Annotated in this window: 14 protein-coding genes; 4 read left to right on the plus strand and 10 right to left on the minus strand. The window is 71.8% G+C overall.

Annotation, left to right across the window (positions count from 1 at the left end; all coding sequences use genetic code 11):
• Positions 1-26 precede the first annotated feature (26 nt).
• The 7 genes from AB0L75_RS01725 to allB all read right to left on the minus strand — a co-directional run bounded on the left by AB0L75_RS01725 (position 27) and on the right by allB (position 7258).
• Positions 27-1277: a histidine kinase gene (locus tag AB0L75_RS01725; protein WP_365174849.1), complete on the minus strand. Its 1251-nt coding sequence runs from the start codon at positions 1275-1277 to the stop codon at positions 27-29.
• Positions 1278-1597: 320 nt separating this feature from the next.
• Entirely contained in the window at positions 1598-1993 is a 396-nt protein-coding gene (locus tag AB0L75_RS01730) for a ribonuclease domain-containing protein (protein ID WP_365173890.1), read from the minus strand.
• An 85-nt stretch (positions 1994-2078) separates the two neighbouring features.
• Positions 2079-2990, minus strand: a complete 912-nt coding sequence (locus AB0L75_RS01735; protein ID WP_365173893.1) for a DMT family transporter — start codon at positions 2988-2990, stop codon at positions 2079-2081.
• 114 nt (positions 2991-3104) lie between these two features.
• Entirely contained in the window at positions 3105-3731 is a 627-nt protein-coding gene (locus tag AB0L75_RS01740) for a dihydrofolate reductase family protein (RefSeq protein WP_365173895.1), read from the minus strand.
• Positions 3732-3810: 79 nt separating this feature from the next.
• Complete coding sequence (locus AB0L75_RS01745; RefSeq protein WP_365173897.1) at positions 3811-4626, minus strand: AIM24 family protein; 816 nt, start codon at positions 4624-4626, stop codon at positions 3811-3813.
• A gap of 123 nt (positions 4627-4749) precedes the next feature.
• The gene (gene alc / locus AB0L75_RS01750; protein ID WP_365173899.1) at positions 4750-5865 is read right to left on the minus strand and encodes an allantoicase; all 1116 of its coding nucleotides are present in this window, start codon (positions 5863-5865) and stop codon (positions 4750-4752) included.
• Positions 5866-5917: 52 nt separating this feature from the next.
• A complete protein-coding gene (allB, locus tag AB0L75_RS01755; RefSeq protein WP_365173902.1) occupies positions 5918-7258 on the minus strand; it encodes an allantoinase AllB in 1341 nt (446 codons plus the stop codon).
• Between the two features lie 273 nt (positions 7259-7531).
• Between allB and AB0L75_RS01760 the strand changes: the two genes are divergently transcribed.
• Entirely contained in the window at positions 7532-8326 is a 795-nt protein-coding gene (locus AB0L75_RS01760) for an IclR family transcriptional regulator (protein WP_365173905.1), read from the plus strand.
• Positions 8327-8378: 52 nt separating this feature from the next.
• On the opposite strand, the gene AB0L75_RS01765 is transcribed toward AB0L75_RS01760, so the two are convergent.
• Complete coding sequence (locus AB0L75_RS01765; protein ID WP_365173907.1) at positions 8379-8693, minus strand: DUF5955 family protein; 315 nt, start codon at positions 8691-8693, stop codon at positions 8379-8381.
• A gap of 130 nt (positions 8694-8823) precedes the next feature.
• Between AB0L75_RS01765 and AB0L75_RS01770 the strand changes: the two genes are divergently transcribed.
• Together AB0L75_RS01770 and aceB are read left to right on the plus strand one after the other, a co-directional pair.
• Positions 8824-9426: a nucleotidyltransferase family protein gene (locus AB0L75_RS01770; RefSeq protein WP_365173909.1), complete on the plus strand. Its 603-nt coding sequence runs from the start codon at positions 8824-8826 to the stop codon at positions 9424-9426.
• 184 nt (positions 9427-9610) lie between these two features.
• Positions 9611-11236, plus strand: a complete 1626-nt coding sequence (aceB, locus tag AB0L75_RS01775) for a malate synthase A (RefSeq protein ID WP_365173911.1) — start codon at positions 9611-9613, stop codon at positions 11234-11236.
• Positions 11237-11287: 51 nt separating this feature from the next.
• Here the strand turns inward: aceB and AB0L75_RS01780 are convergent, their stop codons facing one another.
• Positions 11288-12202 (minus strand): HipA family kinase, encoded by a 915-nt coding sequence (locus AB0L75_RS01780; protein WP_365173913.1) that lies wholly within the window; start codon positions 12200-12202, stop codon positions 11288-11290.
• Positions 12203-12595: 393 nt separating this feature from the next.
• Between AB0L75_RS01780 and AB0L75_RS01785 the strand changes: the two genes are divergently transcribed.
• A complete protein-coding gene (locus AB0L75_RS01785) occupies positions 12596-13342 on the plus strand; it encodes a CAP domain-containing protein (protein ID WP_365173915.1) in 747 nt (248 codons plus the stop codon).
• Positions 13343-13351: 9 nt separating this feature from the next.
• Here AB0L75_RS01785 and AB0L75_RS01790 read toward each other — a convergent pair whose 3' ends face one another.
• Positions 13352-14842, minus strand: coding sequence for an IucA/IucC family protein (locus AB0L75_RS01790; RefSeq protein ID WP_365173918.1), 1491 nt, complete (start codon positions 14840-14842; stop codon positions 13352-13354).
• Positions 14843-14927 lie beyond the last annotated feature (85 nt).

Here is a 14927-nt window from a genome sequence, read left to right on the forward strand (position 1 = left end):
GGGCGTATCGGCGTACGGCGACGTGGTCAGGGCGTCGGTCCGGTCTGTCCCCACGGCAGCCATGCCCGTACCTCGAATCCGCCGTCGGCCGTGGAACCGTGTTCCAGGCGGCCGCCGGTGAGGGTCGCGCGTTCGGTGAGGCCGATCAGGCCCTGGCCCGAGCCGGGCACGGGCGTGGGCTCGGTGGTGGGCGGCGGATTGGTGACCGTGAGGGTGAGGCCGTCGCCGGGGGTGCCGGTGAGGGCCAGGGTGACCTCGGCGCCGGGGGCGTGCTTGCGGGCGTTGGTCAGGGCCTCCTGGGCGATGCGGTAGGCGGTGCGGCCGACGGAGGCGGGGACGGCGGCCGGATCGGCGACGCGGTGGTCCAGGGCGACCTTCATGCCCGCCTCGCGGCACTCGGCGACAAGGGCGTCCAGCGCGGCCAGGGTCGGCTGGCGCCGCTCGCCGGCCGCGTCCTCGGACTCCCCGGCCCGCAGCACGCCGATGATCTCCCGCAGATCCTGGAGCGCCTCGTGGGCACTCTCCCGGATCACCCCGGCGGCCCGGGCGACCTCCTCGCGCGGCGCGTCCGGCCGGAACTCCAGGGCGCCGGCGTGCACGCTGAGCAGCGTGAGCCGGTGGGCGAGGACGTCGTGCATCTCGCGGGCGATGGCCTCGCGGGCGAGCCGCTGCGCCTGCTCGGCGCGCAGCCGTGCCTCGCTCTCCGCGCGGCGGGCCCGGTCGCGCAGGCTCAGCATCAGCAGCCGCTTGGAGCGCACGAACATGCCCCAGCCGATGACGGAGACGGAGAGCAGCACGGCGAACACGACGGATCCCGCGTAGGGCAGGTCGTGGTCCGGGCGCAGCCAGTAGTAGAGGGGTACGAGGGCGAGGTTCGCCCCGCCGATCCAGGCGACGTAGCGGAAGGGCCGGTGCACGGCCAGGGTGAACAGGGCCACCATGCTCGCGCCGCCCGCGGTGGAGGACACGAAGCCGACGACGACCATCGCGACGGCGAGCCCGACCGGCCAGCGGCGGCGCAGCCAGACGGCGCCGCAGGACAGGGCGCCGAGCACGATGTCCGCGACGACGACGCCCTGGGGAACGTCCGACTGCCGGGTCAGGGCGTCGGTCGCCACCAGGAACAGGAGCACGGCCAGCAGGAAGCAGCAGGTGTCGACGACCCAGTCCCGTGCGGTGCGCCGGGGCCGGCGGCGGTCGGGGCCGGAGTCCGGGTCGAGCCCGTGCAGCAGGGCCGAGGGCAGCATCCACCGGCGGGGGCCCGCCCCGCTCGCCATGGTGTGGCCCGGCCGGTTCTCTGTCACGGTCGACCAATCTACGCAGGGCGCGGGGCGCCGGGCGCATCCTGCGCGGCATCGGCTACCAAAGTCGCCGCCCCATGGACTTTCGGCGACACGCCGGCGGGGCTCAGGGCCGCCCGGCCCCCTCCGGCCGGCCCACGGACGACAGCGGGCCGCCGGGACGGATCCCGGCGGCCCGCTCGTGACGCGGAGCTGCTGCCCTGCCTGCGACCGCCTTTCGTGGGGATGAGACGGCCGCAGGGTGGGGCTTGTGTGTCACATGTGTCGCGCTGTTCCCTCTGATCCCGCCGACCGGTTCAGCAGCCGAAGTCGACCAGGTTGAACGTGGCGTAGTGGTCGGAGGTGTAGTAGTCCTCCTGGGACTGCTCACCGGTGACGATGCGGCGGGCGCCGCGCGTGGGCGCGCCGGGGGTGATCACCGTGTACTCGTGGTAGTAGCCGGACGACTGGCTGGGCAGGACGCCTTCCTTGTTCGTGAAGACGGTGCCGTCCTGCGAGTACGGGTACGGGCCGCCCTGGGCGATCAGGTCCAGGGTGTCGTGGGCCTGCGACGGCAGGGCGCTGTAGCAGATGCTGCCGACCGAGTCGGCCGCGGCGTCCGCCGTGGTGGCGGTGACGGTGCCGCCCACGAGGAGGGCGGACAGGAGCGCGGCTGCGGCGCCGATGCGAGTTGCGCGTGGGGGGAATCTCATGCCCTCATGATGACGCGCGTAGACGTTGGCATGTCAACGACAAAGTTGAAGATTTTCCCTTCAAGTCCGATGAGTTTTCGGGAAATTAACCTGCCGCCCTGCGTCCCCACGCGGTCCCCACAAGCACCAGCACACCACCCGCGAGGCCGAGTGCGCCGAGCCGTTCCCCGCCCAGCGCGATCCCGGCCGCGGCGGCCCACAGCGGTTCGGTGCCGAGCAGCAGTCCGACCCGGGAGGGGGACGTACGGCGGACGGCCCACATCTGCACGAAGAAGGCGAACACCGTGCACAGCACGGCGAGGAAGAGCAGCCCGGCCCAGGCCCGCGCGCCGAGGTCCGCCGCGACGGCCCAGGGCGCCGGGCCGCCCGAGGCTGCCGACAGCAGGGCGAAGACGGCGACGGACGCGCCGAGTTGGACGGTGGTGAGCGGCAGCGTGTCCGCGTCCTGGACGGCCCTGATCCGGGACATGGCGAGGACGTGCACGGTGCGGGCGAGCGCGGCGAGCAGCATCAGCAGGTCGCCGGACGAGGGCCGGGTGAAGCCGCCGCCCTGAGTGAGCAGGACCACGCCGAGCACCGACAGCAGTGCGGCACCGAGGAAGGCCGGGGTGGGCCGGGTCCGGGTGACGGCGGCCTCGGCGAGCGGGGTGAAGATCATGGTGAGGCTGATGATCAGGCCGGCGTTGGTGGCCGAGGTGTGCACCACCCCGTAGGTCTCCAGCAGGAAGATCCCGCTGAGGATCAGCCCGAGCAGGGCCGCGCCGCGCCACTGGGCTCCGGTGAGGGAGCGCAGGCCACGGTGTCCGGCGACGGCGAGGGCGGGCACGGCCAGCGCGAACCGCAGCACCAGGACGGCCAGGACGGTACGGGCCGTGGTGATGTCCTTGGCCGCGAGGTAGCTGGCGCCCCAGCAGACCGCGACGAGCAGGACGGGCAGGTCGGTGCGCCAGGCGCGGCGGGGCGCTACGGCGGCGCCCGGTACGGCGATCGAGGACATGCGGGCGGCTCTCCCGGTCTCCGAGGGGTGCGGAGACGTCGGTGGCTCGCACGGGGCGCGATCACCGTACCGGCGGGGACGGTCTTCGGCCAGCGGATAAGGAGTTCAGACGTCTCAGGCGTCTTCGGGGAGTTCGTACGACCCGTACTCGGGGTCGCCCGCGAGGTCGTAGGTCTGGATGGAGACGCCCGCGCCGGTGACGCGGCCGCCGGTGTGCCGGAAGCGGGTGGGGACCGTGCCGTCCGGGAACAGGCGGCGACCGGCGCCGAGCACGACCGGGAAGGTGAGCAGGTGCAGGGTGTCGAGGAGCCGGAGGTCGATCAGGGAGCGGACCAGGGCGCCGCTGCCGTGGACCTGGAGTTCGCCGTCCGTGCTCTCCTTCAGAGCCTGCACCTCCTTGGCGAGGTCGCCGCCGATCACGGTGGTGCCGGACCACTCGGGCGTCCCGAGGGTGGAAGAGACGACGTACTTCGGGAGTGCGTTGAGCTTGGCGGCGATGAGGTTGGCCGGGTCGGTCACCTTGGGCCAGTAGGAGGCGAAGATGTCGTACGTACGGCGGCCGAGCAGGAAGGCGCCGGCGTGGTCGAAGACCTCGGTGACGAAGCGGCCGAAGTCCTCGTCACCGAGCGGAAAGCTCCAGCCGCCCTGGTCGAAGCCGCCGCTGGGGTCCTCCTGGGGGCCGCCGGGTGCCTGGTGGACGCCGTCGAGGGTGACGAAGACGGTGGAGACGAGCTTGCCCATGGCGGGTTCCTTCTTCCGGGTGCGGGATCCTGTCCTTCGGTCATCAGCTCAGACCCCGCCCGCACCCGGAACTCATCGGTCAGCCCGCGTGTGTGGAGAACAGTCCGCCGGTCGGGCCCTGCTTGTCGCCGCCCTGGGCCTTCTTCAGGGCGTTGGCGAGGCTCTCGATGGTGAGGGACTGCAGGATCACCCGGCCGTTGCCCTCCAGGGTGGCCAGGGACAGGCCCTCGCCGCCGAACACCGCGTTCATGATCCCCTGGCGGTTGAGGCCGCCGATGCGCTGGACGCCGTACTGGATGCCCTCCTCGAAGGCGACCACGCAGCCGGTGTCCACCTCGATGCGGCCGCCGAAGTCCGCCGGGTTGAGGTCGATGAAGTTGCCCGCGCCGGCGATGATCACCGTGCCGTGCCCGGTGAACTTCTCCAGGATGAAGCCCTCGCCGCCGCTCATACCGGTGCGGCCGCCGGCGAAGGCGATGCCGAAGTCGACAGTGGACTCGGCGGCCACGAAGGCGTCCTTCTCGGCGAACCACGCGCGTGTGCCGTCGAGTTCCAGGGCCCGCATCTCGCCCGGGAGCACGCCCGCGAAGCCGACCGTGCCCTCACCGCCCTGAGAGGTGAAGTACTGGAACGCCAGCGACTCGCCCGCCAGCATGCGCTGGCCGACCTGCATGGCGGTGCCCATGGCCTGGCGCAGCATGCCGCCCATGCCGCCGCCTGAGCCGCTCTGCTGCTGGCCGCCGTTGCCCGACGGGCCGGACAGGCGGGTCTCCATGGTCACGTTCGTCGTCTTGAAGAGGAACTTTCCGGCCTCGCAGTACACGGTCTGGCCGGGGTGCAGGTTGACGACCGCCATCTGCATGGCGTTGCCGACGATCTCTTGCTGAAGGGTCACGTGGGGAAGAACGAGGGAGACCGACCCGTAAGTTCCGGCCGGCGGGATGCGGGTCCGTACGGGTGACACGCGGGGCGCCCGGTGCTGTCCAGGCCGGGGCGCCCCGCGCGCGTACGGGGTGGGTCAGCCGCCCAGTTCCTGGTGGCGGGCGGCGAGGGCGGCCGCGCCCTGGTCGGTCAGGGAGCCGTACAGGCGCAGGCGGGAGATGCCGCCGTCGGGGAAGATGTCGATCCGCGCGTGCGTGCCGACGGCCGGGGCCGCGAGGACGAAGCGGTGGTTGGTGTCGGGCTGCAGGCGGGTGCGCGGAAGGATCTCGGTCCAGTCGCCGTTCTCGCCGTCCCGGACAAAGACCGACGCCCAGCCGGCGCTGTTGCCCTTGAGGTAGGCCGTGTCGATCTCGATCGCGCGGATCTGCGACTGGGCGGCCAGCTGGTAGCGGATCCAGTCGTTGCCCTGGTCACGGCGGCGGCGGGTCTCCCAGCCGTCGTCCATCTTGCGGGAGCGGCCCGGCTGGATGGTGTTGGTGGCCGGCGAGTAGAAGAGGTTGGAGGCGTCCTCGACCCGGCCGCCGTTCTCCAGGGCGACCACGTCGAAGGTGCCGAGGACCGCGAGCCACTCGGGGTCGGGGACGACCTCGCCGTACACGCGCAGGCGCGCGATGCCTCCGTCGGGGTGCTGGTTGACGCGCAGGTGCGTGAAGCGCTGTTCCGCCGATACGGCGAAACCGTTCGCCGCGTGGCCGCCGACCGGGGTGCGCGGGACGACGGTCGTCCACTTCACGTCCTCGCCCAGCAGCTCCTGCGGGGAGGGCGAGCCGGGGACGGACGCGGCCTGGACCGAGACCGCCTGCGGGTAGTTGCCGCGGAAGTGGGCGGTGTCGACGACGATGCCGCGGATCACGCCGGGCGCGCCGAGGCGGACCAGCGCCCAGTCGTGGTCCTCGGCGGTCGGCCACGGGTGCTCGGCGGAGGCACCACGCCGGCGGCGGGTCTCCCAGCCGTCCATGATTTTGCCCTTGTGCCCGAAGTGCTCGGGGTCGAACTCGGCCGGCTCGGGCACCAGCAGGTTCTCCCGCTGGGCGAAGAACTCGTCGTTGGCGGCGATGACCCCGGCGCCGAGCTGCCGGTCGGCGAGGTTGGCGTACTGGGTGAAGGGGAAGTCGGCGGTGCGGTAGTCCGCGTACGGGTCGCCGCCTCCGTAGGGGTTCGCGTCGCCGGTGAAGCTGGGTATCGCCGTCACGGTGATCAGGGGGTCCTTTCTGGAGTCGGCCGGTTGCGGGTGCGGGGGTGGCTTACTGGGGGCGGGCGAGCAGGGTGCCCTTCGGCTCGGTGAACTCGCCGTCGCAGGCGATGCGTTCACCGCGCAGCCAGGTGGACTTCACGACGCCGTACAGGGTCTTGCCGGCATACGCGGTGACCCGGTTGCGGTGCTGGAGGCCCGCCGGGTCGACGGTGAAGGTCTCGTCGGGGGCGAGGACGGCGAAGTCGGCGTCGCGGCCGGGGGCGATGGCGCCCTTGGAGGCGTCCAGGCCGACGAGGGCGGCGGTCCGCGTGGACATCCAGCGCACGACGTCCTCCAGGCCGTGACCACGCGCGCGTGCCTCGGTCCATACGGCGGACAGGCTGAGCTGGAGACCGGAGATGCCGCCCCAGGCGGTGGCGAAGTCGGCGGTCTTGAGGTCGGTGGTGGAGGGCGAGTGGTCGGTGACGACGCAGTCGATGGTGCCGTCGGCCAGCGCCTCCCAGAGCAGGTCCTGGTTGGCGGCCTCGCGGATGGGCGGGCAGCACTTGAACTCGCTGGCGCCGTCCGGGACCTCCTCGGCGGTGAGGGTGAGGTAGTGCGGGCAGGTCTCCACGGTGATCCGGACGCCTTCGGCGCGGGCCGCGCGGATCAGCGGCAGCGCGTCGCTGGAGGACAGGTGCAGGACGTGCACGCGTGCGTGCAGCCGCTTGGCCTGCGCTATCAGGGAGGCGATGGCCGTGTCCTCGGCGTCGCGCGGGCGCGAGGCGAGGAAGTCGGCGTACTTGGGGCCGCCCTGCTGCGGGGCGGCGGCGAGGTGGTGCGGGTCCTCGGCGTGCACGATCAGCAGGCCGTCGAAGCCGGCGATCTCCGCCATGGACCGGGCGAGCCCGTCCTGGTCGAGATGCGGGAACTCGTCGACGCCGGACGGGGACAGGAACGCCTTGAAGCCGAAGACACCGGCGTCGTGCAGCGGGCGCAGGTCCTTGACGTTGTCGGGCAGGGCGCCGCCCCAGAAGCCGACGTCGATGTGGGCCTTGTCGCAGGCCACGTCCTGCTTCACCCGCAGGTGGTCCGTGGTCGTGGTCGGCGGGAGGGAGTTGAGCGGCATGTCGACCAGCGTGGTGATGCCGCCGGCCGCCGCCGCGCGGGTGGCGGTCCAGAAGCCCTCCCACTCGGTGCGGCCCGGGTCGTTGACGTGCACGTGGGTGTCGACCAGGCCGGGCAGCAGGACGTGGTCGCCGAAGTCCTCCAGCCGTGCACCGGCCGGGACCTCGGCGTCGTACGGCAGGACGGCCGTGATCTTCCCGGCGGACACGGCGACCGAGGCGGCGCGCGTCCCTTCCGGAGTGATGACGCGCGTCGAGCGCAGGACCAGTTCAGCGTCGGACACCCGAACCCCTCTCTGTACCGCCGTTTTACGCCCAGGAAACGGGATTTACACCCACGTAACGGAATTCAACGTTCTGTTGAAGGAGTCTTCACTCCCACTTCTCCGCCGTCAAGGGGCACACTTCCGGACAGCGCGCAACCCGCATACACTCTGGACGTTTCCACAAAGCGGAATTAGAATTCCAGCAAGCAGAACGTAGCTACGTACAAGCAGGCAGTCAACCGACTGCCCGGTAGGCTTCTGCACTCCTGCCAGTCCCGAAAGGAACGCGCCGTGCCGACGTCCAGCGCCAGCACCACCGACTCCACCAAGCCCTCCGCCGCGGGCGGTGTCCAGTCCCTGGAGCGCGCCTTCGACCTGCTCGAGCGGATGGCGGACGCGGGCGGCGAGGTCGGCCTGAGCGAGCTGTCCGCGACCAGCGGGCTGCCGCTGCCGACCATCCACCGGCTGATGCGCACCCTGGTCGCCTGCGGCTACGTACGCCAGCAGCCGAACCGGCGGTACGCGCTCGGCCCCCGGCTCATCCGGCTCGGCGAGTCGGCGTCCCGGCTGCTCGGCACCTGGGCGCGGCCGTATCTCGCCCGGCTGGTCGAGGAGACCGGCGAGACCGCGAACATGGCGCTGCTCGACGGCGACGAGATCGTGTACGTGGCGCAGGTGCCGTCGAAGCACTCGATGCGGATGTTCACGGAAGTGGGCCGACGGGTGCTTCCCCACTCCACCGGCGTCGGAAAGGCGCTGCTGGCGGGCGTGCCCGATGACGAGGTCCGCGCACTGCTGTCCCGTACGGGCATGCCGGCCGCCACCGAGAAGACCATCACCACGCCTGAGGGGTTCCTGGCGGCGCTGGAGGATGTGCGGCGGACCGGTTACGCCGTCGACGACAACGAGCAGGAGATAGGAGTGCGGTGCCTGGCGGTGTCCGTGCCGGAGTCTCCGACGGCTGCGGCGATTTCGATCTCCGGGCCCGCCGGGCGGGTCACCGAGGCGGCCACTGACAAGATCGTGCCGGTGCTGCAGCAGATCGCCCTTGAGCTGTCTGAGGCGTTGGCCAGTTCTGGCGCCTGAGGGGGAGTACGTTCGGCGCGCGGGCGTTCCCCGCACCCCCAGGGGGTCGCACTCAGCCCCTCCGCGTAGGCCCGAACAGGTCCACCGCCTCCCGGACCCCGCTCAGACCCCTCGCCAGGGCACTCACCGAGCCGATCGCCCCGGCGATCAGTAACAGGGAGCCGCGCAGGCGGGGGATCTCCGGTGAACCGCCGGAGGCCATCGCGGCGAGGGCCGCCAGTTCGTCCTCGGCTATGGCGCGGTCGGGGAACTCGGAGGGGAGCGCGGCGAGTTCGCGGCGCAGCCGGGACACCGCGGTCCGCAGCTCCGCCACTCTGGGGTCCTCGTCGCTGCCGGCCACCGCTCTCTGCCCCAAGCTCCGCAACACAGCCCTCCCCCTCACACGCCGTCGTGCGCGGGCCAGTAAACGCCACAGCGTCCGGGAGCGCCACAGCGCGGACCGAAATTCAGCCCAAGGGAATCGGGCCGTCTCCGCCCCCGTCAGGTATGCAGGACGCATGACGGAGAACCATCACGAGGAGGTCGCCGGGCTGCTGCTCGCCGCCGGCGGGGGCAGACGGCTCGGCGGGCGGCCCAAGGCGCTGCTGACGCACCGGGGGCGGCCGCTGGTCGAGCATGCGGTGGGGGTGCTGCGCACGGCCGGATGTACGCGGGTGCACGTCGTGCTGGGGGCCCGGGCCGACGAGGTGCGGGCGCGGGCCGACCTGGACGGCTGCGTGCTCGTGGACAACCCCGACTGGGCCGAGGGCATGGGTTCCTCGCTGCGGGCGGGGCTGGCCTCGCTCGACGGTACGGGTGCGCGGGCCGCCCTGGTGAGCCTGGTCGACCAGCCGGGCATCGGGGCGGCGGCCGTGGCGCGGGTGCTCGGCGCCTTCGAGGACGAGAAATCGCTGGTCTCGGCCGCCTACGACGGAGTGCGCGGGCATCCGGTGCTGTTCGGCGCGGCTCACTGGGCGGGCATCGCCGCGACCGCGACCGGGGATCGCGGGGCCCGCGCCTATCTGCAGGAGCACGCGGCGCGGATCCGGCTCGTGGAATGCGCGGACGTGGCCGAGCCCTATGACATCGACACCGAGGCCGACCTTCGCCACCTTGAGTGAGGAGGGTGGCACTGGGCGCCATCTTGCCTCGACTCAGAGAATCTCGACATCAACAAACCATTGAAGTTCCACAATGAGGAAACTACTATCCACTGTTCAGAAGCGCCTGCCCGCACAGTCGGCGCTGTTTGCCCTATTCGTGCCACTAGGCACCCGGTGCCACCGCTGAAGGAAGTGACAGCTCATGTCCGCACCAGCGCCGTCCCCGCTGGCCATCGTCGACGCCGAGCCCCTGCCCCGGCAGGAAGAGGTCCTCACGGACGCGGCGCTCGCCTTCGTGGCGGAGCTGCACCGGCGGTTCACCCCGCGCCGTGACGAACTCCTCGCCCGCCGGGCCGAGCGCCGCGCCGAGATCGCCCGCACCTCCACGCTCGACTTCCTGCCCGAGACCGCCGCGATCCGCGCGGACGACTCCTGGAAGGTCGCCCCTGCCCCGGCCGCGCTGAACGACCGGCGCGTCGAGATCACCGGTCCCACCGACCGCAAGATGACCATCAACGCGCTCAACTCGGGCGCCAGGGTCTGGCTCGCCGACTTCGAGGACGCCTCCGCGCCCACCTGGGAGAACGTGGTCCTCGGCCAGGCCAACCTGATCGACGCCTACACTCGCCGCATCGACTTCACGGACGAGCGCACCGGCAAGTCGTACGCCCTGCGCCCGAACGAGGAGCTGGCGACGGTCGTCATGCGCCCGCGCGGCTGGCACCTGGACGAGCGGCATCTGGCCGACGCCGACGGCCGCGCCGTCCCGGGAGCCTTCGTCGACTTCGGCCTGTACTTCTTCCACAACGCCCAGCGGCTGCTGGACCTCGGCAAGGGCCCGTACTTCTACCTGCCGAAGACCGAGTCGCACCTGGAGGCGCGGCTGTGGAACGACGTGTTCGTGTTCGCCCAGGACTACGTCGGCATCCCGCAGGGCACCGTCCGCGCCACCGTCCTGATCGAGACGATCACGGCCGCGTACGAGATGGAGGAGATCCTCTACGAACTCCGCGACCACGCCGCCGGACTGAACGCCGGGCGCTGGGACTACCTGTTCTCCATCGTCAAGAACTTCCGTGACGGCGGCGCCCGGTTCGTCCTGCCGGACCGCAACGCGGTCACGATGACGGCCCCGTTCATGCGGGCGTACACCGAACTCCTCGTCCGCACCTGCCACAAGCGGGGCGCGCACGCGATCGGCGGCATGGCGGCCTTCATCCCGTCCCGCAAGGACGCGGAGGTCAACAAGGTCGCCTTCGAGAAGGTCCGCGCCGACAAGGACCGCGAGGCGAACGACGGCTTCGACGGCTCCTGGGTCGCCCACCCCGACCTCGTGCCGATCGCCATGGAGTCCTTCGACAAGGTCCTCGGCGACAAGCCCAACCAGAAGGACCGGCTGCGCGAGGACGTCCACGTCGAGGCGGCCGACCTGATCGCGATCGACTCGCTGGACGCGAAGCCGACGTACCAAGGACTCGTCAACGCCGTCCAGGTCGGCATCCGGTACATCGAGGCCTGGCTGCGCGGGCTCGGCGCGGTCGCCATCTTCAATCTGATGGAGGACGCGGCCACCGCCGAGATCTCCCGCTCGCAGATCTGGCAGTGGATCAACGCGGGCGTCGAGTTCGAGAACGGCGACACGGCCACGCCCGAGCTGGCCCGCAAGGTCGCCGCCGAGGAACTGTCCGACATCCGCCAGGAGATCGGCGAGCAGGCCTTCGCCGCAGGCCACTGGCAGGAGGCCCACGACCTGCTGCTGCGGGTCTCCCTGGACGAGAACTACGCCGACTTCCTCACCCTGCCCGCGTACGAGCAGCTCAAGGGCTGAGCCTCGCCTACGAGCGGCCCCGGGACCTCCCCAGGGCCGCTCGGCCGTTTCTCAGCCCAGGTGCGCCGACCAGTCCTGTTCCGCCGCCGGCTTGCCGTGCAGGTCGGGGACCGTCTTCAGCCAGGCCGGGCGGCCCGCCTGCGTCCTCGCCGTGCGGGCCGCCTCCTCGGCCGCGAGCTGCTCGCCGCTCGGGAAGTCGGTGGGCAGCCACTCGGACGACAGGCGCACGCGGGCCAGCAGGTAGTCCACATAGGCGGCGCGTACGTCGTCCGGGGCCGCGAAACCCGCGTCCTCGGCGAGCCAGGCGTCCGGGACCTCGGCGACGATCGCGCGCAGCAGTTCCTCGGTCACACGCGGGGCGAGTTCGGCGTCGGCGGCGCGCGCATCGGGGCCGTAGTGGCCGAGGGCGTGGTGCCGGAAGTCGTACCTCTTGCCCGGGGTCGTGGTGTCCCAGCGGTGGTGGAAGACGAGTGCGGCGCCATGGTCGATGAGCCACAGGCGCGGCGGCGCGGTGCCGAGCGTGGGCCAGATCATGAGGTTGGAACTGTGGACGGTGCGGTCCACGTTGACGGTCAGCGCGTCCAGCCAGACGATCCGGCCGGCCTCCAGCGGGTCCACGGGGAAGGTCTTCGCCAGCTGCGGAGTGAAGTCGCGGGCGCCCGGCAGATAGTCCATGCCGAGGTTGACGCCCGCGCTCGCGCCGTGCAGCTCCCGCACCTCCTGGTGCGGTTCGGAGTCGGCGATCGCGGGGTCGAAGTGGACGAGGACCAGCTCGGGGAAGCGCAGGCCGAGCGCGCGGGCGAGTTCCCCGACGATCACCTCCGCGACCAGCGCCTTGTGCCCCTGCGCCGAACCCGTGAACTTCACGACATAGGTGCCGTCGTCATCGGCCTCGACGACTCCGGGCACGGAGCCGCCGGAGCGCAGCGGGGTCACGTATCGAACAGCAGTCACGTCGCGCAGCACATCGATCAGCGTATGCGCTCCACCGCGAGAGCCGGATCGGTTGCTTTTTCCGGCGTGACATCCATCACAGTCAACTCGGCAACTAGGTGCGGTGGATAGTAGACGCGGCTCCAGTGACAATAGGGGATTTGTCCGGCTTGCCGTGGACATGCGGCGCCGCACGGGCGGCCTCGGGGCGCGCGCCCGGCACCTTCGCCTATTCACCGCGCTCAGGGGCCTTCTGACAGAGCATCTGTTTCCAGCAAACATCGCGGCCGCGAAGGCGGCATCTCTCCGCTCGCCTGGCAAGAGCCGTCCGAAGCTACGATGCGCGTTAGTAGATAGCGCCCTTTGCGCTCCATGTGAAGCCGTTCCGAAAATGGGCGCTCGGCGATCACCGAGTGAGGTTCACGTATGTCCAAGCACCGCAAGACGCAGCGTTTCCGGCGCATAGTCATCGGCACCGTCGCCACCGTCGCCGTGGGCGTACCGTCCGTGGCGCTCGCCTGTTCCGACTGGCCGCACGGCACGACGGACCAGGCCGACGTCGCCGCGACGAGCACGCCCCGGCAGCAGGAGCACCACGGCCACCGGCATCACCATCGCAACCACCACCACTCCCCCCAGCCCACCGCGTCGGCGAAGCCCGAGGCCACCACTCACCCGAGCGCCGCGAAGAGGACCACGGCCCACGAGCCCGTGCGGACCGCCTCCCCGAAAGCCACCTCCGCCGCTTCCCAGGCCCCTGCCGCACCGAGCACCCCGAAGCCCACCGCCACCGCGTCCGGGGTCGTCGCGCGCATCCTGCAGCTCGTCAACGCCGAGCGCGCCAAGGTGGGGTGCCACCCCCTGACCCTGAACCCGACGCTGACCAAGGCCGCGCAGGCGCACAGCGCGGACATGGCGGCCCACCGGAACATGTCGCACACGGGATCCGACGGCTCGTCCCCCGGCGACCGCATCACGCGGGCCGGCTACTCCTGGAGCGAGTACGGCGAGAACGTCGCCTACGGCTACGCCACCGCGGACGAGGTCATGGCGGGCTGGATGTCCAGCCCGGGGCACCGGGCCAACATCCTCAACTGCTCGTTCAAGGAGATCGGCATCGGTCTCGCACAGCCGGGCAGCTACTGGACCCAGGACTTCGGCACCGCCCGCTGACAAGCGGGTTCAGCCCTCCGCTAGCGGGTTCGGCACGGGCTGGTAGCGGGCGGCCGCGCCGTCCGCGCCGGTCCAGCGCAGCAGCAGGTTGGTCTTGCCGGGCAGGGTGGGGGCGGTGAGCAGGGCCGGGATCTCGGGCAGGTCGTGCCGGGCGAGTTCGCGGCGGACTGCGGGCCAGGGGTCGAGGCCCGGACGGTGTTCGGCGAGGGCGGCGGCGATCTCGGCGACATGGTTGACGACCAGGCAGTACAGCAGCCGCTCCCAGCCCGCCGCCCGGGTCACGTCGGGCAGCAGCTTGGCGCCCTCGGCGTCCCGGAACAGCGCCTGGACGGGCGTGCCGGCCGCGTCGACGGCGACGAGGGTGTTCTGCAGGTGCGCTTCGAGGACGACCCCGTGGTCGTCGAACGCCCTGAGCGCGGGCGGGACGACCTGGCGCAGATACGCCTCCCACCAGGCGGCCGGGTCGGCCGTGGCGGCCAGTGGGCTGCCGTCGAAGCCCTCGGCGAGCCCGGCGGCCAGCAGCGGGGTGGCGCCCGGCAGCAGATGGCCGCGCAGCCCGTCACGGACGAGGACGGCCAGTTCCTCGAAAGCGAAGGCGGCGGTGCGGTAACCGCGGTCGCTCAGCCAGGCGGCGGACCGGCCCATCGCCGCGAAGGCGTGCCCGGCCGCGGTGTCGGTACGGCGCAGTCGGCGCAGGTCGTGGCGCCACAGCCGGCGGATGTCGTTGGTGATGCGGACATCCAGGCTGAACTTCAGGAACAGATCGCGCCGGGGCTCGTACACCGTGCGGATCGCCGCCGTCGGCCAGGTGTCGAAGGCGGTCGTGCCGAGGCGGAGCAGACGGCCGTCCGCGAAGGCCTCCGCCAGCTCCCGGCCCACCAGCTCCAGCTGCCAGGGGTGGGCGGGCAGCAGCCGGTAGCCGGGCGGTGCCGTGCCGAGCGCGTCCAGGGCGCTCGTGTCGCCCTCCTCGGCCACCTGGTCCTCGCGGACGCCGAGCAGCACCAGCGGGAAGCGGGCGTGCGCCTCGGGGGCGTACGGCAGCCAGGAGCCGACCGGGCCACCGCCGCGCGCCTTGGGCGCCGGGTGGTAGGGGTGGCCGGTGATCAGGGACTGCTCGGAGCGCAGATAGGGATCGGCGGGTGCCGCGGCCCGGGCGCGGGCGGTGAGCAGCGCGGCGACCGCGTCCCGGCTGTCGACCATCTCGGCGGGCAGATCGCCGCCCGGCAACCCGGTGTGCCGGCGCAGTTCCTCGGCCACCAGTTTGACCAGCTCGGTGTGGCCCGCCGGGTGCCAGGTCCCGGCGGCGCACACCTCGGGGGCGGCGGGCCACCGGCCGGCGCGCACCCTCAGCAACCGCCCGCTCGGCAGCCGGTGGAGCCGCAGCTCACCGGGGGCGGCGAGCGGCTCGGCCACCTCGCGCAGCAGGCAGTTCAGCAGGGGCGCGGCCGCGTAGGCGTCGGCGCGGCGGCCGACGGCGTCGGCGGTGGGTGTGAGGTCCACGCGATCCGTTCGTTTCGTCGAGGGTCGTCGCGCTCAGTATGTCTGTCGTCCCCGGCAATCATCCGTCCCCGCCCGTCCCCGAGAA

It is taken from the genome of Streptomyces sp. NPDC052101 (assembly GCF_040680235.1).
Classification (GTDB): Bacteria; Actinomycetota; Actinomycetes; order Streptomycetales; family Streptomycetaceae; genus Streptomyces.